This is a genomic window from Pseudomonas sp. LAM2023, from assembly GCF_016620375.1.
Classification (GTDB): domain Bacteria; phylum Pseudomonadota; class Gammaproteobacteria; order Pseudomonadales; family Pseudomonadaceae; genus Aquipseudomonas; species Aquipseudomonas anuradhapurensis.
Genome location: NZ_JAENHV010000009.1, coordinates 1,012,687 through 1,035,185, shown reverse-complemented (window position 1 = coordinate 1,035,185; position 22,499 = coordinate 1,012,687). Strand labels below are relative to the sequence as shown.

General features: G+C 64.0%; 23 protein-coding genes. 12 read left to right on the top strand and 11 right to left on the bottom strand.

Going from position 1 to position 22,499, the window contains the following annotated elements:
- Nucleotides 1-72 precede the first annotated feature (72 nt).
- A complete protein-coding gene (locus JKP78_RS04835; RefSeq protein ID WP_200626141.1) occupies nucleotides 73-870 on the top strand; it encodes an acyl-CoA thioesterase in 798 nt (265 codons plus the stop codon).
- Between the two features lie 42 nt (nucleotides 871-912).
- Here JKP78_RS04835 and JKP78_RS04830 read toward each other — a convergent pair whose 3' ends face one another.
- The 3 genes from JKP78_RS04830 to JKP78_RS04820 form a co-directional block, all read right to left on the bottom strand.
- Entirely contained in the window at nucleotides 913-1,281 is a 369-nt protein-coding gene (locus tag JKP78_RS04830) for an Mpo1-like protein (protein ID WP_170029210.1), read from the bottom strand.
- A gap of 74 nt (nucleotides 1,282-1,355) precedes the next feature.
- Nucleotides 1,356-2,834, bottom strand: coding sequence for a methyl-accepting chemotaxis protein (locus JKP78_RS04825; RefSeq protein WP_186690257.1), 1,479 nt, complete (start codon nucleotides 2,832-2,834; stop codon nucleotides 1,356-1,358).
- 116 nt (nucleotides 2,835-2,950) lie between these two features.
- Nucleotides 2,951-3,751, bottom strand: a complete 801-nt coding sequence (locus tag JKP78_RS04820; protein WP_186690255.1) for a TatD family hydrolase — start codon at nucleotides 3,749-3,751, stop codon at nucleotides 2,951-2,953.
- Between the two features lie 156 nt (nucleotides 3,752-3,907).
- Between JKP78_RS04820 and JKP78_RS04815 the strand changes: the two genes are divergently transcribed.
- The 4 genes from JKP78_RS04815 (at nucleotide 3,908) to greB (ending at nucleotide 6,888) form a co-directional block, all read left to right on the top strand.
- Nucleotides 3,908-5,314 carry a transglycosylase SLT domain-containing protein gene (locus JKP78_RS04815; protein ID WP_170029213.1) on the top strand — a complete coding sequence of 469 codons (1,407 nt, stop codon included), beginning with the start codon at nucleotides 3,908-3,910 and terminating at the stop codon, nucleotides 5,312-5,314.
- Between the two features lie 111 nt (nucleotides 5,315-5,425).
- Entirely contained in the window at nucleotides 5,426-5,863 is a 438-nt protein-coding gene (locus JKP78_RS04810) for a DoxX family protein (protein WP_186690253.1), read from the top strand.
- Between the two features lie 231 nt (nucleotides 5,864-6,094).
- Nucleotides 6,095-6,403, top strand: coding sequence for a hypothetical protein (locus JKP78_RS04805; protein ID WP_170029215.1), 309 nt, complete (start codon nucleotides 6,095-6,097; stop codon nucleotides 6,401-6,403).
- 11 nt (nucleotides 6,404-6,414) lie between these two features.
- Nucleotides 6,415-6,888 (top strand): transcription elongation factor GreB, encoded by a 474-nt coding sequence (gene greB, locus JKP78_RS04800; protein WP_200626140.1) that lies wholly within the window; start codon nucleotides 6,415-6,417, stop codon nucleotides 6,886-6,888.
- A 123-nt stretch (nucleotides 6,889-7,011) separates the two neighbouring features.
- Here the strand turns inward: greB and JKP78_RS04795 are convergent, their stop codons facing one another.
- Together JKP78_RS04795 and JKP78_RS04790 are read right to left on the bottom strand one after the other, a co-directional pair.
- Entirely contained in the window at nucleotides 7,012-9,519 is a 2,508-nt protein-coding gene (locus tag JKP78_RS04795) for an ABC transporter permease (RefSeq protein WP_200626139.1), read from the bottom strand.
- Nucleotides 9,519-10,202 (bottom strand): ABC transporter ATP-binding protein, encoded by a 684-nt coding sequence (locus JKP78_RS04790; RefSeq protein ID WP_170029218.1) that lies wholly within the window; start codon nucleotides 10,200-10,202, stop codon nucleotides 9,519-9,521. Before JKP78_RS04790 ends, JKP78_RS04795 begins: the two co-directional genes overlap by 1 nt.
- A gap of 10 nt (nucleotides 10,203-10,212) precedes the next feature.
- Between JKP78_RS04790 and JKP78_RS04785 the strand changes: the two genes are divergently transcribed.
- From JKP78_RS04785 to JKP78_RS04775, 3 genes are all read left to right on the top strand, one after another.
- Nucleotides 10,213-10,818 carry an arylesterase gene (locus JKP78_RS04785; RefSeq protein ID WP_186690246.1) on the top strand — a complete coding sequence of 202 codons (606 nt, stop codon included), beginning with the start codon at nucleotides 10,213-10,215 and terminating at the stop codon, nucleotides 10,816-10,818.
- A 58-nt stretch (nucleotides 10,819-10,876) separates the two neighbouring features.
- Nucleotides 10,877-11,167, top strand: coding sequence for a hypothetical protein (locus JKP78_RS04780; protein WP_186690244.1), 291 nt, complete (start codon nucleotides 10,877-10,879; stop codon nucleotides 11,165-11,167).
- A gap of 111 nt (nucleotides 11,168-11,278) precedes the next feature.
- Nucleotides 11,279-12,256 (top strand): L,D-transpeptidase family protein, encoded by a 978-nt coding sequence (locus JKP78_RS04775; protein ID WP_170029221.1) that lies wholly within the window; start codon nucleotides 11,279-11,281, stop codon nucleotides 12,254-12,256.
- 133 nt (nucleotides 12,257-12,389) lie between these two features.
- Here the strand turns inward: JKP78_RS04775 and oprI are convergent, their stop codons facing one another.
- Nucleotides 12,390-12,641: an outer membrane lipoprotei OprI gene (gene oprI / locus JKP78_RS04770; protein ID WP_003259780.1), complete on the bottom strand. Its 252-nt coding sequence runs from the start codon at nucleotides 12,639-12,641 to the stop codon at nucleotides 12,390-12,392.
- Nucleotides 12,642-13,149: 508 nt separating this feature from the next.
- On the opposite strand from oprI, the gene JKP78_RS04765 reads away from it, so the two are divergent.
- Complete coding sequence (locus JKP78_RS04765; protein ID WP_025338432.1) at nucleotides 13,150-13,431, top strand: GNAT family N-acetyltransferase; 282 nt, start codon at nucleotides 13,150-13,152, stop codon at nucleotides 13,429-13,431.
- An 82-nt stretch (nucleotides 13,432-13,513) separates the two neighbouring features.
- Here the strand turns inward: JKP78_RS04765 and JKP78_RS04760 are convergent, their stop codons facing one another.
- The gene (locus JKP78_RS04760) at nucleotides 13,514-14,590 is read right to left on the bottom strand and encodes a 3-deoxy-7-phosphoheptulonate synthase (protein WP_200626138.1); all 1,077 of its coding nucleotides are present in this window, start codon (nucleotides 14,588-14,590) and stop codon (nucleotides 13,514-13,516) included.
- A 230-nt stretch (nucleotides 14,591-14,820) separates the two neighbouring features.
- On the opposite strand from JKP78_RS04760, the gene JKP78_RS04755 reads away from it, so the two are divergent.
- From JKP78_RS04755 to cysB, 3 genes are all read left to right on the top strand, one after another.
- Nucleotides 14,821-15,768, top strand: coding sequence for a putative 2-dehydropantoate 2-reductase (locus JKP78_RS04755; protein ID WP_186684463.1), 948 nt, complete (start codon nucleotides 14,821-14,823; stop codon nucleotides 15,766-15,768).
- Between the two features lie 103 nt (nucleotides 15,769-15,871).
- A complete protein-coding gene (locus tag JKP78_RS04750) occupies nucleotides 15,872-16,369 on the top strand; it encodes a universal stress protein (protein ID WP_186684465.1) in 498 nt (165 codons plus the stop codon).
- 128 nt (nucleotides 16,370-16,497) lie between these two features.
- Nucleotides 16,498-17,472, top strand: coding sequence for an HTH-type transcriptional regulator CysB (cysB, locus tag JKP78_RS04745; RefSeq protein WP_170029225.1), 975 nt, complete (start codon nucleotides 16,498-16,500; stop codon nucleotides 17,470-17,472).
- Between the two features lie 121 nt (nucleotides 17,473-17,593).
- Here cysB and JKP78_RS04740 read toward each other — a convergent pair whose 3' ends face one another.
- From JKP78_RS04740 to rloB, 4 genes are all read right to left on the bottom strand, one after another.
- Nucleotides 17,594-18,328 (bottom strand): phosphoadenylyl-sulfate reductase, encoded by a 735-nt coding sequence (locus tag JKP78_RS04740; RefSeq protein ID WP_189665487.1) that lies wholly within the window; start codon nucleotides 18,326-18,328, stop codon nucleotides 17,594-17,596.
- Between the two features lie 80 nt (nucleotides 18,329-18,408).
- Nucleotides 18,409-19,752 carry an aminodeoxychorismate synthase component I gene (pabB, locus tag JKP78_RS04735; protein WP_186684467.1) on the bottom strand — a complete coding sequence of 448 codons (1,344 nt, stop codon included), beginning with the start codon at nucleotides 19,750-19,752 and terminating at the stop codon, nucleotides 18,409-18,411.
- Nucleotides 19,753-19,980: 228 nt separating this feature from the next.
- Nucleotides 19,981-20,961: an alpha-L-glutamate ligase-like protein gene (locus JKP78_RS04730; protein ID WP_170029227.1), complete on the bottom strand. Its 981-nt coding sequence runs from the start codon at nucleotides 20,959-20,961 to the stop codon at nucleotides 19,981-19,983.
- Complete coding sequence (gene rloB, locus JKP78_RS04725; protein ID WP_170029228.1) at nucleotides 20,961-22,496, bottom strand: osmotic stress tolerance membrane protein RloB; 1,536 nt, start codon at nucleotides 22,494-22,496, stop codon at nucleotides 20,961-20,963. The genes JKP78_RS04730 and rloB overlap by 1 nt, the downstream gene beginning before the upstream one ends.
- Between the last annotated feature and the right edge of the window lie 3 nt (nucleotides 22,497-22,499).

Below are 22,499 nucleotides of genomic sequence, written 5' to 3'. Positions count from 1 at the left end.
TTTGCGGGCTGAACGCCAAGGGGTTGCTGGCTAGGATGAGCACAACCTTTCCCGGCCTGCAGGAGCCAGCCAATGAATTTCAAGCAATTGCTCGACGCCGTGCGGGCCAGCCCCGATGTGCTCAGTATCCCGCCCAGTTGGGCGCAGGGCCGTGCTGTCTTTGGCGGGCTCATGGCAGCGTTGGTATACGAAACCATGCGCCAGAAGATCACCGATGACCGCCCGGTGCGTTCATTGGCTATCAGCTTCGTCGCACCGGCGGCGGCGGATGTGCCCATTCGCTTCGAGGTCGAGGTGCTGCGCGAAGGCAAGGCGGTCAGCACCTTGCTGGGCCGTGCCGTTCAGGACGGCCAGGTGGTGACCTTGGTGCAGGGCAACTTCGGTGCAGGGCGGCCGTCTGTGGTGAATGTGCCGGCGTTGCCGGCCATGGACATGAAGGCGCTCGAGCAGGCGGCCCCCGAGTTGCCGCATATCAAGGGCGTCACCCCGGACTTCATGCAGCACGTGGCCTTGCGCTGGGCGATCGGTGGCCTTCCGTTCAGTGGCAACCCGTCGCGCCATATGGGTGGCTGGGTGCGTTTGCGTGGGGTGGCTGAAGAGCCGGTCAGCGAGGCGCACCTGCTGGCGTTGGTCGATGCGTGGCCGCCAAGCCTGATGCCGTTCCTCAAGCAGCCCGCGGCGGGCAGTACCCTGACCTGGACCATTGAATTCGTCCAGCCCACGCCGCAGTTGTCGACCCTCGACTGGTGCCGCTATTGCGTGGAAACCGAATATGCGCGTGATGGCTACGGGCATGCCGCCGCTGCCTTGTGGACGGCACAGGGCGAGTTGCTGGCCTTGAGCCGGCAGACTGTGACGGTATTCGCCTAGGCTGCTACCGCCGGCTCATGCCCGCAGCCTGAGCGCAACCGATCACTGGCGGTGCTTGTGGCGTTGCCGCCAGGCCTTCCACCAGGCGCCGCTCAGCACGAAGCGCGGAAAGGTGATGAACTGCTCGGTGAGCAGGCGTTGCACGGCGTCCTTGCGGTTGGCGAACGGCTCCGGCTGTTCTGCCTCCAGGCGATGGCCCTGGCGCTGCAGGCCGAGGCCGGCGATCAAGGCGATGATACCAACGGCGATCTGTCCCAGGTCCAGGCTGAACAGCCCGGACAGGATCAGCAGCGCGCCAAGAATGAACAACGGCACGGCGATCAGGTGCAGCACCAGGTTGGTCGGGTGGCGGTGGTTATGGTGGTAGCCGCGCCATTGCCAGGCGGGCAGGTTGGGCAGACGTTTGCTCATGGGCATTTCCTCTGGCTATGCCCAAAGCTTAGTGCGGCCCCCTGACGGGGGCCAATCGAGGGTGGCTATGGTGACTATAGCTTGAGCTGGCCAATGGCCTTGTTCAGTTCGCCGGCCAGTGTCGCCAGTTCGCTGCTGGTGGTCGCCGAGCCGACTGTCTGCTGCACGGTTTGCTCGGTGACATCGCGGATGCTCACCACCGCGCGGTTCATTTCTTCTGCCACCTGGCTTTGCTGCTCGGCGGCCACGGCAATCTGGGTGTTGCTTTCACGCATCTGTGCCACGGCACCGGTGATTTCGGCCAGTGCTTCACCGGCCTCACGGGCCTGCTTGACACAGTCATCGGCCTTGTACGAGCTTTCCTGCATGAACTCCACCGCATCGCGGGTGCCTGACTGCAGGGCCGAGACCATGGTGGTGATCTCGTCGGTCGAGGTTTGCACGCGCTTGGCCAGGTTGCGCACTTCATCGGCCACCACGGCAAAACCACGCCCGAGGTCGCCGGCGCGCGCCGCTTCGATAGCAGCGTTGAGTGCCAGCAGGTTGGTTTGCTCGGCGATGCTGTGGATCACATTGACCACACCGTTGATCTTCTGGCTGTCCTCGGCGAGCTGGCGGATCATCTCGGCTGTCTGCTGCACGCCGCTGGACAGCCCGGAAATCGAATCTTGCACCCGGCTGACCACCTCCTGGCCGCTGCCGGCAAGGGTGTCGGCTGTTTGTGACAGGTCGCGGGTGGCGCCGGCATGCTGGGCGATATGGTGCACCGTCGCCGACATTTCGTTGATGGCGGTAGCCGCCTGGTCGGTCTCGCTCTGCTGGCCGAGCATGCCGTGGCGCACATCGCTCATGCTCGCTGCCAGGCGCGCGGCGCCGGAGTCCAGCTGGGCGGCGGTATGGGCGACGGTGCTGACCACCCGGTGGTAGGTTGCCTGCATGGCATTGAACGCCCCGGCCATCTGGCCGACCTCGTCGCCACAGGCCAAGGGTACGCGGGCCGCCAGGTCGCCGGTTTTCTCCACGTGCAGCATGACGTCCTTGAGGGTGTTGAGCTGGCTGAGCAGGAAGCGAATCAGCAGTTGCGAAGCGCCCAGCATGGCCAGCATCAGGATCAGCACGCACACCGCGTAATTGCTGAAGCGGTCGAAGAATACCTGGCGCAGGCTTGGCGACTGGGCCAGAACCGCCACTTGTTGATCGCCACGACGCAACACCTGCGCGCCGCGCAACGGGTTGTCGCCAAGAAGCCAGGCGCTTGGCAGTTCGACCCAGCCCTGGGCGTTGCGCAGGCCATCGAGGGGCTCGCCGGCGAAGCTGGGCGTTTGCCCCGCCGACCAGCTGATGACGTTGGCCGGGCGCGGCAACGGCTGCCCCGCTGGCCAGCTGGCCAGCAGTTGCGCCTGGGCAGCGGCCTGGGCCTGCGCTGCTTCGGCGCGGGCACGCTGCTCGAGGTGCACGGCATAGAGCACCAGCAGCAGGGTCGTGACAAAGGCCACCGCATTGACGGCCCAGAACTTGTATTTCAAGGAAACATTGCTAAGCCAGGCACCCATGGGCAGGTCTTCTCTGAGTTGAGCGGAAACAATATTGGCAAGGTGCCATCATTGTGCCCGCATCCGTCAGGCCCATTGTTGATGTGTATCAAAAAACTTCAGGCGCCCGGGTTGCGTCAGCTGTGAATCTGGAAAAACGCCCGCGCCGTCGCCGTGGTATGTGCTGCCGTATGTTCGGCTGCTTCCCCACGATGCAAGGCGACCTCGCGCAGCACCTCTGGCAGGAACGCCGGCTCGTTGCGCCCATGCTTCGGCTTGGGCCGCAGGCTGCGCGGCAACAGGTAAGGCGCGTCGCTCTCGAGCATCAAGCGCCCCTCGGCAATGTTGCCCACCAGCGGGTGCAGGTGGGTTCCGCGGCGCTCGTCGCAGATCCAGCCGGTGATGCCGATGTGCAGGTCCATGTCGAGGTAGGCGAACAGCGCCTCGCGTTCGCCAGTGAAACAGTGCACTACCGCGCCAGGCAGGTGGTCACGGTAGTCCTTGAGAATTGCCAGCAGCCGTTCGCTGGCATCGCGCTCATGCAGAAACACCGGCAGGCGCAGCTCGGCGGCCAGGGCCAGTTGCGCTTCCAGGGCTTTTTCCTGCAGCGGGCGAGGGGAGAAGTCGCGGTTGAAATCCAGGCCACATTCACCCACCGCGCGTACGCGCGGTTCAGCCAGCAGTTGCCGCAAACGCTGCTCGCTGCCGGCATCCCAGGCCTTGGCATCATGCGGGTGGACACCCGCCGTGGCGAACAGGTGGGCACCGCTCGAGTCCAGCTGCTGGCAGAGCTCCAGCGCCTGCTCGCTGACCGTCAGGCTGGTACCTGTCAGCACCATCTGCGTGACGCCGGCTTCAATGGCGCGCTCGACGATGGCTGCCTGCTGGTCGTGAAAACTGCTGTTGGTCAGGTTGACGCCGATATCGATCAGTTGCATGGTGCTACCTCGTGCCGCGGGGCGGCCAGCATAGCAAAAACCGTGTTTTTGCGAAAAAACCAAGAACTTCATGCTGTTGCCATGGTCTTTTACCGTCATTTCTCTCTCTTGGCGGTGCAGTCCATGGGTGCCGCCCACCGACCACGGACGTGTTGCATGCCGCGAAGCTGGCTCATTCTACTGGTGACGTTTGGCCTGGCCCTGACGGGGCCAGCCCACGCGCGCCTGCCGGGGCCGCAGCAGACCACCCCGCCGGCCAAGGTCCGTGACTTGCAACAGATCCGCAGCAGCCAGGTGCTGCGGGTGCTGGTCAACCAGAGCCGCAACAGTTCCGGTGAGGTCAAGGGCGAACCGGTCGGCATCGAATACTATCGCCTGCGAGCCCTGGAGCATTATCTCAATGCCCGTGCCGCCGACGGCCAGGAGATCCAGCTGAAGTTGATCCCCCGGGCCAAGGAGCAACTGCTGGGCGCCCTGGCGCGTGGCGAGGGCGACCTGGCGGTACCGGGCGAACTGCTTGACCCCAGTGCGGTTCGCGGGGTCAGCAGCAGCGCGCCGGTGCTCGACCAGGTGCCATTGGTGCTGGTGGGGCGCAAGGGCGAACGCAGCTTCAGCCATGTCGAGCAACTGTCTGGGCGTACGGTGGCGTTGACCAGCGCCAGTGCCGCCGGCCCGCTGATCCAGCAGTTGAACCAGCAGCTGGCACTGCGCAAACGTGCGCCGATCAAGGTGGAATGGGTCGATGCGACCCTGGCGGTGGAGGACGTGCTGGAGATGGTCCAGGCTGGCATTTATCACCTCACCGTAATCGAGCAACCCATTGCCCGGCGGTGGGCCCGGGTGATGCCGCGCCTGCGCCTGGACAGCCGGGTACAGCTGGGCCCGCCGCAAGCCATGCGCTGGTATGTCGGGCGTGATGCGCCACAGCTGCTGGCCACGGTCGACCGCTTTTTGCAAGGCTACCGCGCGCCGGACAACCAGGACGCCGCGTTCGAGCGCATCTACCGGCGCCAGTACCGGGTGCACAACCCGTTGGCCAGCAAGGACCGCCAGCGCCTCAACGCGTTGCGGCCGGTGCTGCAGAAACACGCTGAGGCGCAGCAGATCGACTGGCTCAACCTGGCCGCGCTGGCTTTCAAGGAGTCGACGCTCAACCCGACGGCGCGCGGCACTGGCGGCGCCCATGGCTTGATGCAGATCACGCCTTCGGCAGCGCAGCGCGTGGGGGTGAGCAACACCGCCACGGTGGATGGCAATGTCCAGGCCAGCGCCCGTTACCTGGCGCTGATCCGGCGCAAGTTCTTTGCCAGCACCAGGATCAACGAGCGTGAGCGCATGGCGTTCGTGCTGGCGGCCTACAACCTCGGCCCGGAACGGGTCCAGGCCATGCGCGCCGAAGCGCGGCGGCGCGGGCTGAACGGCAACCAGTGGTTCTTCCAGACTGAACGTATTGCCATGGAGCAGGTGGGCATGGGGCCAGTCAATTTTGTCAACAGCGTCAATAAGTACTTTGTGGCCTTCAATCGGGAGCGTGCCGGCCTGGAGCGTGTGGCGAAGCGCTGACAAATCGATTTTGTCGATTGTTATGTTGGGTTTTTTGCGGTTTTCATATCTGTAGAACTGATTATGATGGCGCCCATCCCAACACAACTTTCCTTTCAAGGACGCTTCGACATGAACAACACCACCCTCAACGCTCTGTTCTCCACCCGTGCCGGTGCTGGCCTCAGCATCATCCGCATCCTGGTCGGCATCATCTTCATGGCGCATGGTGCGCAGAAACTGTTTGGCCTGTTCGGTGGCTATGGCCTGGAGGGCACCGGCCAGTGGATGGAAAGCATTGGCCTGGCCCCGGGTTACCTGATGGCCCTGCTCTCCGGTAGTGCCGAGTTCTTCGGCGGCCTGGCCCTGGTGATTGGCCTGCTGGCCCGCCCGGCAGCGCTGGCGCTGAGCGTGACCCTGGTGGTGGCGATCTTCTCGGTGCACATCGGTAATGGCCTGTTCATGTCCAACAACGGCTATGAGTTTGCCCTGGCATTGCTGGCCGGCACCGTCGCGGTGTTGATCGAAGGCGCTGGCCGCTTCTCGCTGGACCGCCTGATCGCCCGGTAACCGCCGCAGCAGCGCAAGCCGCAAGCAACAACAGGCCGGGGATCGGCCTGCTGTTGCTTGCGGCTTGCAACTTGCGGCTCGTCGCTCTAGCATACCGCCTGCGCCGATTTAAACAGCTACTTGCGGGGCGCGGGACAGCCCCTCCGGGTCATCCGAAATACCGCTAAAGCGCTGGTTCGGTGACGCCTCCCACCGCTGCCCAGCGGGATTCGCGAGGCGGAGAGAAGCTCCATGAGTTGCCCACGTACCAGTGTCTGTTTGAGCCCTTTGCCAGCCAGCCAGGCGTCTCGCACACCGCGCATCCTGCTCGGCGGCCAGCATCAGCCCACCCTTTTACGTCACCTCGAAGGCCTGTCCCGGCGCAAGGGGCAAGCGCGCGCCTTCCTGATCCAGTTCGCCGACACCGGTTGCCACCTCGCGCAGTACGGCGATGACCGTTTCGACCTGGCCGTCATCCAGGCCCCGGTGCCGGACGAAGCCGCCGAAGTCATCGGCCATCTCACCCGCATCGCGCGCCAAGGCCTGATTACCCGCCGCTGAGGAGTGCGCTGTTGAGCACCAACATCATTACCACGGAAGGCCATGAGGCGCTGAAGAAAGAGCTGGACCACCTGTGGCGGGTATATCGCCCGGAGATTACCCAGAAGGTTGCCTGGGCTGCGTCGCTTGGCGACCGCAGCGAGAACGCCGACTACCAGTACAACAAGAAGCTGCTGCGCGAGATCGACCGTCGGGTGCGTTACCTGCGCAAGCGCCTTGAAGATGTGAAGGTGGTGGCTTACTCGCCGCAGCAGGAGGGCAAGGTGTTTTTCGGTGCCTGGGTGGAGATCGAGAACGACGATGGCGAGGCCATGAAGTTTCGCATCGTCGGCTACGACGAGATCTACGGGCGCAACGACTACATCTCGATCGACTCACCCATGGCCCGTGCCCTGCTGAAGAAGGAGGAGGGTGACGAGGTAGTGGTGCAGACGCCTGCCGGGGAAGCCACCTGGTATGTGAACAGCATCAGCTACGGCCAGTGATCTTTGTTGCCTGGGCTGGCCTCCTGCAGGGAAAACCCGCTCACGGGTACAGCCTGGTCACTGAGCAATGTGCACCCTTTGTGGGAGCGGGTTTACTCGCAAAGGGGCCGCCCCAGGTAACCCTCAACTTTCCCGCAGGACCGCCAGCGGGCTGGCATTCAACGCCCGCCGCGTCCCCAGTACCCCGGCACCGCCGACCAGTAGCGCGCCCGCCACTGGCAACGCCAGCAGCCACGGATGCGGGCTCCAGTGCAGGTCGAACGCATAGCGGTACAGCACCAGCGTTATCAGTTCGCAGCCAATCGCCGCCAACAGCCCGCTGGCGGCACCCAGCAAGCCGAACTCGATCCGCCGTGCCCTGACCAGCAATGGCCGTGCCGCGCCCAGTGCGCGCAGCAAGGCGCCCTGGCGGATGCGTTCGTCCAGGGTCGCCTGCAAGCCAGCGAACAACACCGCCAGCCCCGCCGCCAGGACGAACAGCAACACGTACTCCACTGCCAGGGTGACCTGGGCGAGGATGCTGCGCAGCTGATCGAGCAGGGCGTCGACCTGCAGGATGGTCACTGCCGGAAACGCCCGTGACAACGCTACTACGTCAAGATCATGACCCGGCGCCAGGTAGAAGCTGGTCAGGTAGGTAGTGGGCAGCCCTTGCAGCGTGCCGGGCTGGAAGATCATGTAGAAGTTCGGCTGGAAGCTGTCCCAATGCACGCTGCGCAGGCTGCTGACCCTGGCCTGGTGCTGCTGGCCGCCGATGTCGAAGGTCAGCAGGTCGCCCAACTGCAGTTTCAGGCTGCTGGCCAGCTCCGCCTCCACCGACACCCCGGGTATCTCCCCTGCCGGGGGTAATGCCTGCCACCAACTGCCCGCGGTCAGTTCATTGCCTTCGGGCAGGTCGGCAGCCCAGGTCAGGCTGAGGTCACGTTGCACGGCGCGCTCGCCGGCCGAATCCTTGCTCACCACCTGCTGCACCGGCTGCGCATTGATCTGCACCAGGCGACCCGGCGTCACCGGGTACAGTGGCGCCGAGGTCGCGTTGACCTGATGCAGCTGGCGGGCGAAAGGTTCGCGGTCATCTGGCAGGATGTTCAGGGCAAAATGGTTGGGCGCATCCTTGGGCAATTGCGCTTGCCAGGTGTCGAGCAGTTCGGCGCGTAGCAGGGCGACCAGGGCCATGGCCAACAGGATCAGGCCGAAGGCCAGGGCCTGGCCGGCGGCGGCCATGGGGTGGCGCAACAGTTGGCCCAACCCCAGGCGCCAGGTCAGTGGTGCCCCGGCCAGTAATTGACGCAGGCTGCGCAGGCCGAGCAACAGCAGGCTGCCAAGCAGCAGCGCGGCGACCAGGCCACCACCGAGCAGAGCGAAGGTGAGCAGCAGGTCGAGGCTCAGGCGCCACATGATCAGGCCGAGGGCGAGCAGGGCGGTGCCATACACCAGCCAACTGCTGGTCGGTATTGGCAGCAGGTCGCGGCGCAGCACGCGCAGCGGCGGTACCTTGCCCAGTGCAGCGATGGGGGGCAGGGCGAAGCCTGCCAGGGCCACCAGCCCGGTAGCGATGCCGGCCAACGCCGGGACGATGCCGCCAGGGGGGACCACGCTTGGCAGCAAGCCATGCAGCAGACGGAACAGGCCGAGTTGGGCCAGCCAGCCGAACAGGGCGCCGACCACGGCGGCGACCAGGCCGAGCATGGTCAGCTGCAGGCAATACAGGCCCAGTGCCTGGCGTTGCGAGAGGCCCAGGCAGCGTAGCAGGGCGCTGGCGTCCAGGCGGCGTGCTGCGTAGCGGCTGGCCGACAGGGCGACGGCCACGCCGGCCAGCAGCACCGCCACCAGGCTGGCCATGTTCAGGTAACGCTCGGCTTTGCCCAGGGCACCGCCGATCTGCTGGTTGCCATCGCGGGTATCGCGCAAGCGCTGGTTGGCGGCCAGGTCTTTTTCCACGGCCTGGCGGTAACGCCCCAGTGCGTCAGGTGCGCCGCGCCACAGGTCACGGTAGGTCACCCGGCTGCCCGGCTGAATCACCCCGGTGGCTTGCAGGTCGGCGAGGTTCATCATCACCCGCGGAGTCAGGCTGTAGAAGTTGTTGGCGCGGTCCGGCTCGTAGGTCAGCACACGGCTGATGCGCAGGGTTTTCATGCCGACATCGATGCTGGCGCCTACCGGCAGCCCCAACGCCGCCAGCAGGCGCGGTTCGACCCATGCCTCGCCCGGCGCCGGCCCGCCGCCAGGGGTTTCCGTCGCATAGGGTTGTGCGGCGCTGCGCACTTGCCCGCGCAACGGGTAGGCAGCGTCGGCGGCCTTGACGCTGGACAACTGAATGCCGTTGTCGCCACCCACCACGCTGGTGAACTCGACCACCTGGGCATGCTGCAAGCCAAGCGCCTGGCCGGCAGCGAGCTGTTGTTCGCGGGCCGGGGAACTGCCCTGCAGCACCAGGTCGGCGCCGAGGAATTCACTGGCGCGCAGTTGCATGGCGCCGTTGAGGCGTGCGCCGAAATAGCCGATGGCGGTGCTGGCCGCGACGGCCACCAGCAGGGCGAAGAACAGCACGCGCACTTCACTGGCACGAATGTCGCGCAGCAACTGGCGCAGGGCCAGGCCGCACAGGCGGGACAGCGGCATGTGGGTCATCAGGCCTCCACCGGTGCCACCAGGCGGCCCGCGTCCAGGCGGATCTGGCGGCGGCAGCGCCGGGCCAGGCGTTCGTCATGGGTGACCAGCACCAAGGTGGTACCGCGTTCCTTGTTCAGCTCGAACAGCAGGTCGCTGATACGCTCGCCGGTATGGCTGTCGAGGTTGCCGGTCGGCTCGTCGGCGAACAGCACCGCCGGATGGGCGGCAAAGGCACGGGCAATGGCCACCCGCTGTTGTTCACCGCCCGACAGCTGGCGCGGGGTGTGGCTGAGGCGCTTGCCCAGGCCGACCCGTTCGAGCAGCGTGCGGGCTTGTTCCCGGGCATCGCGGCGGCCGTCCAGCTCCAGCGGCAGCATGACGTTTTCCAGGGCGTTGAGGCTGTCGAGCAGCTGGAACGACTGGAACACGAAACCCACATGTTCGGCGCGCACTCGCGCGCGCTGGTCTTCATCCAGCGGCCCCAGGTCGTGGCCGGCGAGGATGACCTTGCCGGCGCTGGGCTGGTCGAGCCCGGCGAGCAGGCCGAGCAGGGTCGACTTGCCCGAACCCGAGGCGCCGACGATGGCCAGGCTGTCGCCCTGGGCCAGGTCGAGGGACAGCGCCTGCAGGATGGTCAGGTCACCTTCCGCGCTGGGGACCACTTTGCTAAGGTTCTGCGCAACGAGAATGCTGGGGCCCATGGAGAATCCGATGCGAGTGTGGTGGTTGAGTGCCGGTCTGGCCCTGTATTGCCTGGCCCAGAGCGCGGCGGCGGGAACGTTGCTGGTTGTCGGCGATAGTATCAGCGCCGGTTTCGGCCTGGATACCCGCCAGGGCTGGGTCTCCTTGTTGCAGACCCGCCTCAGGGACGAAGGTTTCGACGAACAGGTGGTCAACGCCTCGATCAGTGGCGACACCAGTGCAGGTGGCCAGGCGCGGCTGCCGGCGCTGCTTGCAGCGCACAAGCCGAGCCTGGTGGTGCTGGAACTTGGCGGCAATGATGGCCTGCGCGGGCAGCCGACCGCGCAATTGCAACAAAATCTTGCCTCGATGATCGAAAGCGCACGCCAGGCCGGGGCCAAGGTGGTGTTGCTGGGCATGCGCCTGCCACCCAATTACGGCGTGCGCTATACCACGGCCTTCGCCCAGGTGTATGAACAGCTGGCGGCGGAAAAACAGGTCCCGTTGGTGCCGTTTTTCCTCGAAGGGGTAGGCGGCGTGCCGGGCTTGATGCAGGCCGATGGTATCCACCCGGCCCAGGCCGCCCAGCAGCGCCTGCTGGAAAATGCCTGGCCGGCGATAAAACCCTTGCTGTGATGCTTTAAACGGCGCCGGCTTTCGGCTAATGTTGCGCCCCCCGTTTCGAGTGCCCCCGATGCCGCGCCCTGCCTGGTCCTTGTATGCCTACCAACTGATCGAGCCTGATGAGCAGCTCGACCTGTTCGCCTGCCAGGAAATCCGCGTCCATCTGGTGGCCCGCCAGCTGGAACTGGGCGTGCCGGTCGACCGTACCCTGTGCGGTGGCCTGCTGCCGGCGCAACCGCGCTGGTCGGGGGTGCCGCCCTCGATCTACCGCGACGGCCGCCTGTGCGACCTGTGCCGCGCCATCCTGGATGCCCAGCGGCGCGGCATGCGCCCGGTGTGGCCGGAGCTGCAGAGCAGCTGAGCGTGGCGCCTTTCATCATCTGAAACGCTTGCTTGCTGCCAACGCCTCCCGCTTGCGTCAGCACAGGTGTACAATCGATTCTCTTGACCCATCTTTCGAAGGATTTACCGGATGTTGCCGCGCTTTCCTGCCGTCACCCGTAGCCTGTCCCTGGCCGCCCTGCTGGTAGCGGGCCCCGCTGCTGCGCTGGAGCTGCCACTGCCACCGCCCGGTGAAGACATCGTCGGCCAGGTGCATGTGATCAAGGCGAAGTACGAGGACACCTTCGCCGACATAGGCACCGCCAACGACCTCGGCTACCTGGAAATGATCGCTGCCAACCCGGGCGTGGACCCGTGGTTGCCGGGCGCCGGCACCGAAATCATCCTGCCGACCCGCTACATCCTGCCGCCTGGCCCGCGCGAGGGCATCGTCATCAACCTCGCCGAGTACCGTATGTACTACTTCCCGAAAGGGCAGAACGTGGTGCATACCTTCCCGCTGGGCATCGGTCGCGAGGGCTGGGGTTCGCCGATCGCCAACACCAAGATCACCGCCAAGACGCCGAACCCGACCTGGACACCACCAGCGTCGATCCGCGCCGAGCACGCCGCTGACGGCGACATCCTGCCGAGCGTGGTACCGGCTGGCCCGGACAACCCGCTGGGGCCGTTCAAGTTCACCCTGGGCGTGCCGGGTTACCTGATTCATGGTTCGAACAAGAAGTTCGGCATCGGCATGCGTACCAGCCATGGTTGCTTCCGCATGCTCAACAACAATGTGCTGGAACTGTCGAAGATGGTGCCGGTGGGTACACCGGTACGCATCATCAATGAGCCTTACAAGTTCGGTATCAGTGGCGGCAAGGTCTATCTGGAGGCGCACACGCCGCTGGACGACCAGGGTAACCCGTCGGTGGTCGATAAACACACCGCTGTGATCAATGCCTTGCTCAAGCGTGAAGACTTGGCCAACAACCTGCGCATGAACTGGGATATGGTGCGCGATGTGGTGGCTGCCGAAGATGGCATGCCGGTGGAAATTGCCGTGCCCACCCAGGGCCAGGCTGGCGCGCCGATGGTCTCGAGCATTCCCGCCGAACTGCAATAGGGTAAATTGCGACACACCCGGGCCTGCCTTAGTGCAGGCCTTTTCGTTTCCGCCTGGCACGTTTGCCTGGTGCGCAGGCAATAAAAAAGCCGACCCACAAGTGGGTCGGCTCCATAACAATCCGTGAGGATTATTACTTGCGGCTGGCTTTGTCCAGCATACGCAGAGCGCGCTCGTTGGCTTCGTCAGCGGTCTGCTGAGCCTTCTGAGCGGCTGCCAGTGCGTCGTCAGCCTTACGGTAGGCTTCGTCAGCACGAGCTTGAGCGCGAGCTGCTGCGTCTTCAGTCGCAGTCAGACGAGCTTCGGTTTCTTTGGATACGCTGCTGCAACCGGTAGCCAGAACTGCGGCCAGAGCCAGAGCAGAGAATTTCAGAACGTTGTTCATCGTGTTCCCCTTCAAGGACTTTCTATTAAATAGCCATCTCTCGGAAAAGAGAAACTGGCCGGCGTACATAGTACCCATTACTTGTAGTAAGTAAACTGACTAAGCGCAAGAACTGCAAAAAAAATGTTGCTTGACGCCGTCCTGACAAGATTCGCGGCAGGCACTGAGTAAAAAACGCGCAGGGCGCGCAAGCGTTTGTACTACGGTAACTTTTTTGCTGAACTAACGGTGACTTTAACTGTCCTTCAGCGTCTTAAGCCCTAGTACATCCGGTGGCTTGCCGGCATGCGGCCAAGAGTCGCTGTGGCTGAAATTTCGCCATTTTTAACCGCCACCACCTTGAGCAATCCCGCTCGCGGCGCCTACTATCTTGTGAGTGCCAGAGGATCCGAACGATTGCAATCGTCCAGTGGTCGAAGGGGCAACAGGTGGCGTAGAGCATTCTGTGCCGGATAAACCACCATCGGTTAAGGTATGGGTCTGCCGAGAAGACCTGCGAGGAGTAGTGATGAGCGAAGCGCTGACCATCCACCATGACCAGGCCGGTCATCAGTTCGAGACCAACGTGGACGGTCATCGTGCCTATCTGACGTACATGGATCTGGGCAAGCAGACGCTGGACATCTATCGCACCTTCGTGCCCAACGCCCTGCGCGGTCGCGGTATTGCAGCCGCCCTGACTGAACGGGCCCTGGAATATGCCGAACAGATGGGCTACACGGTGATTCCGTCCTGCTCGTATGTGGAGCGCTACATGGAGCGCCAACAGCGGCATTCCAGCAAGGTCTGATTCTGTAAAAAAGGCGGGGCCGCTTCACGCCCCATCACCGGGTTGCCGGCGATGGGGCGTGAAGCGGCCCCGTCTTTGTGTATCAGCCGCGCTTACGCTGCGGCAGCACATCCTTCAGCTTGGCGCGCATGCTGCGCAGAGCCTTCTCGGTAGCCGTCCAGTCGATGCAGGCATCGGTGATCGATACACCATACTGCAGCTCGTCCAGGTTCTTGGGAATCGACTGGCAACCCCAATTCAGGTGGCTCTCTACCATCAGGCCGATGATCGACTGGTTGCCTTCGAGGATCTGATTGGCAACGTTTTCCATCACCAGCGGTTGCAGGGCCGGGTCCTTGTTGGAGTTGGCGTGGCTGCAGTCGACCATGATGTTGGCCTTGATCCTGGCCTTGGCCAGGTCCTGCTCGCACAGGGCCACGCTGACCGAGTCGTAGTTCGGCTTGCCGTTGCCGCCGCGCAGCACCACGTGACCGTACGGGTTGCCCTTGGTGGTGACGATCGACACGCCGCCTTCCTGGTTGATGCCGAGGAAGCGGTGCGGCTTGGACACCGACTGCAAGGCATTGATGGCAACGGTCAGGCCGCCATCGGTGCCGTTCTTGAAGCCGACCGCCGAAGACAGGCCCGAGGCCATCTCGCGGTGGGTCTGCGATTCGGTGGTGCGGGCACCGATCGCCGACCAGCTGATCAGGTCCTGCAGGTATTGCGGGGAGATCGGGTCGAGCGCTTCGGTGGCGGTCGGCAGGCCCATTTCGGCCAGGTCCAGCAGCAGTTTGCGGCCGATGTGCAGGCCATCCTGGATCTTGAACGAGTCATCCAGGTACGGGTCGTTGATCAGGCCTTTCCAGCCGACGGTGGTGCGCGGTTTTTCGAAATAAACGCGCATGACCAGGTACAGCGTGTCGGACACCTCCTCGGCCAGTACCTTGAGGCGTTCGGCGTACTCGTGGGCCGCCTTGATGTCGTGGATGGAGCAAGGGCCGACCACGACGAACAGGCGATGGTCCTTGCCGTCGAGAATATTGCGCACCACTTCACGGCCGGCAGTCACGGTCTGCAGGGCCTTGGCGCTGAGGGGGATTTCCTTCTTCAGCTGATCGGGGGTGATCAGCGTCTCGTTGGAGGCAACGTTCAAGTCATCGATCGGTAAATCAGCCATCGTGTTACTCGTCAGGTCACGGTGCCGGCCGCCAACTATCCCCGTGCGGCCCAGCAGCAAGAATAATCGCAGCGGGGAGCCGAACCTTAGCGCGTTACAGGTGGCGCGACAATGGGCTGGGCCCCGTCCGTGTGGGGTTTTTCCGAGATGGCGGGTGTTTGCCGCAAACAGGCTGCCCAGCGCTGCGCAACCTGTGTAAAAAGAAGCCTGACTTTTATCGGGAGATCGGCATGCATTCGTATACCCCACGTATCGGCATTATCGGCAGTGGCGCCATCGGCGGCTTCTATGGGTTGATGCTGGCCCGGGCCGGCTGTGATGTGCATTTTCTGTTGCGCAGCGAGTACGACGTTGTCCGTGAGCGTGGGGTGACCCTGGAGAGTGCCGTGCACGGCACCCTGCAGATCAACGTGCAGGCCTATGCCAGTGCCGCCGACATGCCGCCGTGCGACTGGCTGCTGGTGGGGGCCAAGGCTACCAGCAATGACCAGTTGGCGCCGTTGATCGTGCAGGCCGCGGCCCCTGGCGCCAAGGTTGTGCTGCTGCAGAACGGCCTGGGCGTGGAAGAGCAGCTGCGGCCGGCGTTGCGCAATGACATGCACCTGCTTGGCGGCCTGTGTTTCATCTGCGTCAACCGCCAGGCGCCCGGCGTGATCCGTCACCAGGCGCTTGGCGCGGTCAACCTTGGCTATCACAGTGGCCCGGCCAGTGATGGCGGTGCCGCGCTGGTCGAGGAAGGCGCGGCGCTGTTCCGCGCTGCGGGCATCGATTCGCAGGCCATGCCCGACCTGGCCCAGGCGCGCTGGCAGAAGCTGGTCTGGAACGTGCCGTATAACGGCCTGTCGGTGCTGCTTGCTGCCAGCACCACGGCGCTGATGAGCGACAGCCACAGCCGTGCCCTGATCCAGGCGTTGATGGGCGAGGTGGTGCAGGGCGCTGCGGCATGTGGCCATGTGTTGCCCGCGGGCTATGCCGAGCACCTGTTGCAGGTGACCGAGCGTATGCCCGATTACTGGCCCAGCATGTACCACGACCACGTGCACAAGCGCCGGCTGGAGTTGCAGGCCATCTATGCCGAGCCATTGGCCCAGGCCCGTGCCGCAGGCTGCCGCTTGCCGCGCATGGAAATGCTGTACCAGGCGCTGGCCTTCATCGACCGCAGCGGGCAGGCCGGCTAAGGCGCTGCGGGCCGGGCTGGCAGTGCGCCGGACGGCAAGGCATGCCTGCGGGGCGCTGCTAAGCTGAAGCTTGCTCTGCCGTAGCGGCAGTCGAGGAGGTCGAATGATCCGCGCCATGCTGTACGCCACTGACCTCGGTGTCTACGCCCCTTTTGTCATGCAGCACGCACTGGCGCTGGCGCGTACCTTCGGTGCCGAGTTGTATGTGATCCATGCGGTGGAACCGATGGGGCAGTTCGCCGAATCGCTGCTGCAAAGCTACCTCGATGAGCAGACGCTCGACCAACTGCACAGCCAGGGGGTGAACACGGTAATGGCTAACATCGAGCAGCGTGTGCTGGAGAATTTTCGCGACGAGCTGGGCGAAGCGGCCGACCTGGCGCTGATCAAGGCGGTGCGGGTACGCCAGGGCGACCCGGCGCAGGTGATCCTCGACCAGGCGCAGCGGCTGAGTGTCGACCTGCTGATTTTCGGTAGCCACAGTGCCGGTGCGGGCGTGGACGTGCCCTTGGGGCGTACGGCGGTGCGGCTGCTGCAACTGTCGCCGGTGCCGGTGTACATGGTGCCATTGGCGCAGCATTTGGGGCGTAGGAAAGCATGAAGGTGGCCGTAGGCCATTTCCCGGGGTATGTAACAAAATAGTTCTAGATTTATTTCCAGAACCACTAATATAGTTATATATCGACGCTGCCTGCTGCCGCGGACTCATTGCTGAACCGAGGGGAACCTATGAAGCTTCAACAATTGCGCTACATCTGGGAAGTGGCGCACCATGACCTCAACGTCTCCGCGACGGCGCAGAGCCTGTATACCTCCCAGCCGGGTATCAGCAAGCAGATCCGCCTGCTCGAGGATGAGCTGGGTGTTGAAGTCTTTGCCCGCAGCGGCAAGCACCTGACCCGTGTCACCCCGGCCGGTGAGCGCATCATCAATACGGCCGGCGAGATCCTGCGCAAGGTCGAAAGCATCAAGCAGATAGCCCAGGAATTTTCCAACGAGAAAAAGGGCACGCTGTCCATCGCCACCACCCATACCCAGGCGCGTTATGCCTTGCCGCCGGTGATCAGCAGCTTCATCAAGCAGTATCCGGAAGTGTCCCTGCATATGCACCAGGGTTCGCCCATGCAGATTGCCGAGATGGCTGCGGACGGCACGGTTGACTTCGCCATCGCCACCGAGGCGCTGGAGCTGTTCGGCGACCTGATCATGATGCCGTGCTACAAGTGGAACCGTTGCGTGGTGGTGCCGCAGGGGCACCCGTTGGCGAAATTGCCCAAACTCACCCTGGAAGCCGTCGCTGAATACCCGATCGTGACCTATGTGTTCGGTTTTACCGGGCGTTCGAAGCTGGACGAGGCCTTCAACCACCGTGGCCTGACGCCGAAAGTGGTGTTCACTGCGGCGGATGCCGACGTGATCAAGACTTATGTGCGGCTGGGGCTGGGCGTGGGTATCGTCGCCGGCATGGCGGTGGACGCCAAGCTGGACAGTGACCTGGTGGCCCTCGATGCCAGCGAGCTGTTCGAAGCCAGCGTCACCAAGATCGGCTTCCGCCGTGGCACCTTCCTGCGTGGCTTCATGTGCGACTTTATCGAGAAGTTCGCCCCGCACCTGACCCGTGAAGTGATGGCCAAGGCCATCCAGTGCCATAACAAGCAGGAACTGGAAGAGCTGTTCGAAGGTGTCGAACTGCCAGTGCACTGATTCGAGGCTGTCGGGGCCGCTTTGCGCCCCATCGCGACACAAGGCCGCTCCTACAGGGGCATGCGATAACCTGTAGAGGCGGCCTTGGGTCGCGATGGGGCGCGAAGCGGCCCCGGCACTTTCACGCCTTGGTAATCAGGTTGCCTGCGTGTAACCCGCATTCCTTCTGGGTCGACTCCTCCCACCACCAGCGCCCCTCGCGCTCATGCTGGTTCGGCAGCACCGGCCGGGTGCAGGGTTCGCAGCCGATGCTGATGAAGCCGCGCTCATGCAAGCTGTTGTAAGGCAGTTCGAGCATGCGGATATAACCCCATACCTCTTCGCTGGTCATCTGCGCCAGCGGGTTGAACTTGTACAAGGTGCGCTCGGGGGTAGAGAAGGCGCTGTCTATTTCCAGTGCCGCTACCTGGCTGCGGGTGCCCGGGCTCTGGTCGCGCCGCTGGCCGGTGGCCCAGGCGCTCACGGTCGCCAGCTTGCGCCGCAGCGGCTCTATCTTGCGGATGCCGCAGCACTCGCCGTGGCCGTCCTTGTAGAAGCTGAACAGGCCCTTTTCCTTGACGAACGGGTCGAGCTTGGCGCGGTCGGGGCTGAGGATTTCGATCGGCAGGTTGTACTGCTCGCGCACCTGGTCGATGAACCGGTAGGTCTCCGGGTGCAGGCGGCCGGTGTCGAGGCTGAACACCTTGACCTGTTTGTTCAGCTTCCAGGCCATGTCGACCAGCACCACGTCCTCGGCGCCGCTGAAGGAAATCCACAGGTCATCGCCGAAGTGCTCGAAGGCGAGCTTGAGGATGTCCTGCGGGGACTTGTTGGCGTAGGTCGCGGCCAGGGCGGCGACGTCGAAGGGTTGGCTCATCAGGCGGTTTCCATCTTGGCTGTGGCGCTGTGCGCTCGTAATGGGCTGATGGTAACAAAAAATGGCGGGGTAGACGCCGGTCACAAGCCTTGCAGCGTCTCCATCAACACCCGCACCTTGGCAATCGATTCCTCATATTCTGCCTGCCACTCGGAATCGGCCACCACGGCACCGCCGCCCCAGCAGCAGACCTGCCCACGCTTGACCAGCAGGCTGCGAATGGCGATCGAGCTGTCCATCTCGCCACGCACGTCCAGGTAAAGCAGTGACCCGCAGTACAGCGTGCGGCGCGTCGGCTCCAGCTCGTCGATGATCTGCATGGCGCGGATCTTCGGGGCGCCGGTGATCGAGCCACCGGGGAAGCTGTCGCCGATCAGGTCCAGAGCGTCCTTGTTGCTGGCTAGCCGACCGGTGATGCTGCTGACCAGATGATGCACGTTGGGGTAGCTCTCCAGGCTGAACAGTTCCGGCACTTTCACCGAGCCGATTTCGCAGGTGCGCCCCAAGTCGTTGCGCAGCAGGTCGACGATCATCAGGTTTTCCGAGCGGTCCTTGGCGCTGTGCCGCAGCTGCTCGGCATTGTGCGCATCTTCGACGGGGTTGCTGGCGCGCGGGCGAGTGCCCTTGATCGGTCGGGTTTCCACCTGGCGCTGGCTGACGCGGATGAAGCGCTCGGGCGAAAAACTCAGCAAGGCGCTGCCGTCGGCCAGCTGCTGGTAGCCGGAGAACGGCGTTGGGCAGGCTTTGCGCAAGGCCTGGTAGGCGTGCCACGGGTCGCCCTGGCAGGGCGCGCGGAAGCGCTGGGTGAGGTTGATCTGGTAGCAGTCGCCCGCCTGGATGTAGCACTGCACCTGGTCGAACGCCGCCTTGTACTGTGCGGGCTGAAGGTCGCCGGCCATCGGTGCCAGCAGCTCGAAGCGGCCGTTTGCACTGTTGTCGGTGCCTTCGAACAGGCTGATTAGGCGTTCGCGTTCCTGGCTGGCCAGGCTCGGATGAAAGACCAGCTGGCTGGTCGCGCACTGGTGGTCGCTGACCAGCGCCCAGGCATACAGGCCCAGTTGCGCATCTGGCAGGCCGAGGTCGTCAACGGCCAGGCTGGGCAACTGTTCCAGGCGCCGACCGAAGTCATAGCTCAGGTAACCGATCAGGCCACCAGCGAACGGCAGCTCGCTGCCCTCGGGCAGCTGGGCATGGCCCAGTTGCGCCAGGCCCGTGCGCAGGCGCTGGAGGAAGGCGCGGCCATCTTCGCCAGGTTGCGCCTGCAACTGTTGCACCGGCCAGGCGCTGAGCAGGTCGAAGCGGCCGCGCTCGGCGCCGGGGCGGGCGCTGTCGAGCAGGATCGCACCGGGTGCCTGGCGCAGGCGGGCGAAATAGGCGGCAGGGTCGGGCTGGTAGGGCAGAGGGTGGAGCGTACAGGTCGGCATCAATGTGGACGGCGATGTAAAAGCGAGGAGGGCGATTGTAGTCCTGTGTAGGAAATGCGCCTAGCTTTGTGGCGACATTCAAACACCAGGTTTCGCCCTTGGGGCCGCTTTGCGGCCCTATCGCGACACAAGGCCGCTCCTGCAAGGGAGTGCGCCAGCTGCATGGGGCGATGTCTCCTGCAGGAGCGGCCTTGTGTCGCGATGGGCTGCGCAGCAGCCCCGACGATTTCAGCGCGGATGCACGTGGCCGAACAGCCCTTGCGATACCCGCACCCGCTGTTCGGCATCCTCGGTGATGCCATCCTTGGCCAGCGCCTCCAGGTGGGCCTCGATGGCATGGGTGCGCTGGGTCAGCCCGCAGTCGTTGGCAATCTGGATGTTCAGGCCCGGGCGGGCGTTGAGTTCCAGGATCAGCGGCCCCTTGTCCTGGTCCAGGACCATGTCGACACCGATGTAGCCCAGGCCACACAGCTCGTAGCAGCCGGCGGCCAGCTTCATGAAGCCGTCCCAGTTCGGCAACTGCACGCCGTCGACCGCGTTGGTGGTGTCCGGGTGCTTGCTGATGATGTTGTTCAGCCAGGTGCCGCGCAGGGTCACCCCAGTGGCCAGGTCGACGCCCACGCCGATGGCGCCCTGGTGCAGGTTGGCCTTGCCGCCGGACTGGCGGGTCGGCAGGCGCAGCATGGCCATTACCGGGTAACCCATCAGCACGATGATGCGGATGTCCGGTACACCTTCGTAGCTGATGCTCTTGAAGATCTGGTCGGGGGTTACCCGGTATTCGATCAGCGCGCGGTCACGGTGGCCACCCAGCGAGTACAGGCCGGTGAGGATGCTGGAAATCTGGTGCTCGATTTCCTCATGGCTGATGATCTTGCCCGACACCGTGCGGTAGCGGTCCTCGAAGCGATCGGCGATCACCAGGATGCCGTCACCGCCGGCGCCCTGCGCCGGCTTGATGACGAAATCGCTGCGCCCGCCAATGATCTGGTCGAGCTTGTCGATTTCCTTTTCGGTTTCGATGATGCCGTACATCTCCGGCACATGGATGCCGGCCGCCAGGGCACGCTCCTTGGTGATGATCTTGTCGTCGACGATCGGGTACAGGTGGCGCTTGTTGTACTTCAACACGTAGTCCGCGTTGCGCCGATTGATACCCATGATGCCCCGGGCCTCCAGGGCTTTCCACGTCTTGATCAGGCCAAACATCAGGCGTCAGCCTTCTTCAGGAATGCCTTGAAGCGCACGAGCTCGGTCAGGCGGTAGCCGCGGTAGCGGCCCATCGCCAGCATGAAGCCCACCAGGATCAGCAGCACCGCCGGGAAGGTGAACACGAAGTACACCAGCTCCGGCACCATCATCAGCAGGTGTGCCAAAGACGCAGCGAACAGGGTGCCGATGGCCACTTTCATGGCATGGCCGCCGCCACGCTCTTCCCAGGTGATGGACAGGCGTTCGATGGTCATGGTCAGGATCACCATCGGGAACAGCGCCACCGACAACCCGCGCTCAAGGCCCAGCTTGTGGCTGAACAGGCTGATGGCGGCAATCAGCACCACGACGAAGGTCAGCACCACCGACAGGCGTGGCAGCATCTGCAGCTTGAGGTGCTCCAGGTACGAGCGCAGCGACAGGCCCAGGGCGGTGATCACCGTGAACAGCACGATACCGAAGCCCAGCTGGGTTTCGCGGAAGGCCAGGGCAATCAGTACCGGGGTGAAGGTACCCAGGGTCTGCAGACCGACCAGGTTGCGCAGCACCAGGATCACCAGCACGCCGATCGGGATCATCACCATGATCATGAAGGTTTGCTGGGTTTGCAGCGGCAGGCCGTACAGCGAGTACTCGAGGAAGTCGGCGTCGGTATTTTCGTCGGTCAGCTTGGCCAGGCGGATGGCGTTCATCTCGCTGTTGTTCATGCTGAAGGTGACGTTGGCCTTCTTGCCGCCATCGACGGTGATCAGGTTGTCGTCACCGGTCCACCACAGCAGGCGGTCGCTGGGCAGGCCCTGCTCGCCGGTGTCCGGGTTGAAGTACAGCCAGTCGGTACCGTTGAAGCTGCGCAGCCACAGTTCCGGGGTTTGCGGCGTGTCGGCCACCAGGCGGATGGTATGCACCTTCTCCATCGGGACGTGGGCGATCGACAGCAGCAGGTCGATGACCTGGGCCTTCTTCATGGCCGTGGTGTCGCCGGCCAGCAGCAGCTTGACGTTGTCGTCGTTGAGGTTGTTGACCCGCTTGATGGTCTCGCTGACGAAGGTCTCGACATCGGCCGAGTGCTGGCGGATCGGTGCCATCAGGGCCTCGGCGGCGATCTTCTCGGGGCCCTCCACGGCCAGGCTGTCACGGAAGGTCGGGCCTTTGACCGTGGCCTTTTCCTTGCTGTAGCGCTTGGTCAGCACCAGGCGGTAGTAGAGGGTCTGGTTGCCGCTGGCGCGGCGTGCCGACCAGGTGACCTTGCGGTTGCCGTCGGCACGGTTGACGCTCACCCCGTAGTTATTGGAGATGAAGCTCTCGTTGAGGCTGACGTAGTCGCGGTTCAGCGGTGGCACGAACATCTGCACCTTGACCGGGTCCTTGGTGCTGGCCACGAACTCGACCTTGGCGTCGATGTTCCACAGGTCGTCGGTTTCATCCTCGGTGACCGGGATGCCGAGTACGAAGATCTGATAAGCGGTGACCGCCACGCCCAACAGCACCAGCACGGTGATCAGGACTTTCAGATGGAGGGTAAGAGAGCGCATCGG

Coding starts and splice junctions, on each gene's coding strand:
- JKP78_RS04835 (WP_200626141.1), top strand. CDS start 73: ATGAATTTCAAGCAATTGCTCGACGCCGTGCGGGCCAGCCCCGATGTG.
- JKP78_RS04830 (WP_170029210.1), bottom strand. CDS start 1,281: ATGAGCAAACGTCTGCCCAACCTGCCCGCCTGGCAATGGCGCGGCTAC.
- JKP78_RS04825 (WP_186690257.1), bottom strand. CDS start 2,834: ATGGGTGCCTGGCTTAGCAATGTTTCCTTGAAATACAAGTTCTGGGCC.
- JKP78_RS04820 (WP_186690255.1), bottom strand. CDS start 3,751: ATGCAACTGATCGATATCGGCGTCAACCTGACCAACAGCAGTTTTCAC.
- JKP78_RS04815 (WP_170029213.1), top strand. CDS start 3,908: ATGCCGCGAAGCTGGCTCATTCTACTGGTGACGTTTGGCCTGGCCCTG.
- JKP78_RS04810 (WP_186690253.1), top strand. CDS start 5,426: ATGAACAACACCACCCTCAACGCTCTGTTCTCCACCCGTGCCGGTGCT.
- JKP78_RS04805 (WP_170029215.1), top strand. CDS start 6,095: ATGAGTTGCCCACGTACCAGTGTCTGTTTGAGCCCTTTGCCAGCCAGC.
- JKP78_RS04795 (WP_200626139.1), bottom strand. CDS start 9,519: ATGACCCACATGCCGCTGTCCCGCCTGTGCGGCCTGGCCCTGCGCCAG.
- JKP78_RS04790 (WP_170029218.1), bottom strand. CDS start 10,202: ATGGGCCCCAGCATTCTCGTTGCGCAGAACCTTAGCAAAGTGGTCCCC.
- JKP78_RS04785 (WP_186690246.1), top strand. CDS start 10,213: ATGCGAGTGTGGTGGTTGAGTGCCGGTCTGGCCCTGTATTGCCTGGCC.
- JKP78_RS04780 (WP_186690244.1), top strand. CDS start 10,877: ATGCCGCGCCCTGCCTGGTCCTTGTATGCCTACCAACTGATCGAGCCT.
- JKP78_RS04775 (WP_170029221.1), top strand. CDS start 11,279: ATGTTGCCGCGCTTTCCTGCCGTCACCCGTAGCCTGTCCCTGGCCGCC.
- oprI (WP_003259780.1), bottom strand. CDS start 12,641: ATGAACAACGTTCTGAAATTCTCTGCTCTGGCTCTGGCCGCAGTTCTG.
- JKP78_RS04765 (WP_025338432.1), top strand. CDS start 13,150: ATGAGCGAAGCGCTGACCATCCACCATGACCAGGCCGGTCATCAGTTC.
- JKP78_RS04760 (WP_200626138.1), bottom strand. CDS start 14,590: ATGGCTGATTTACCGATCGATGACTTGAACGTTGCCTCCAACGAGACG.
- JKP78_RS04755 (WP_186684463.1), top strand. CDS start 14,821: ATGCATTCGTATACCCCACGTATCGGCATTATCGGCAGTGGCGCCATC.
- JKP78_RS04750 (WP_186684465.1), top strand. CDS start 15,872: ATGATCCGCGCCATGCTGTACGCCACTGACCTCGGTGTCTACGCCCCT.
- cysB (WP_170029225.1), top strand. CDS start 16,498: ATGAAGCTTCAACAATTGCGCTACATCTGGGAAGTGGCGCACCATGAC.
- JKP78_RS04740 (WP_189665487.1), bottom strand. CDS start 18,328: ATGAGCCAACCCTTCGACGTCGCCGCCCTGGCCGCGACCTACGCCAAC.
- pabB (WP_186684467.1), bottom strand. CDS start 19,752: ATGCCGACCTGTACGCTCCACCCTCTGCCCTACCAGCCCGACCCTGCC.
- JKP78_RS04730 (WP_170029227.1), bottom strand. CDS start 20,961: ATGTTTGGCCTGATCAAGACGTGGAAAGCCCTGGAGGCCCGGGGCATC.
- rloB (WP_170029228.1), bottom strand. CDS start 22,496: ATGCGCTCTCTTACCCTCCATCTGAAAGTCCTGATCACCGTGCTGGTG.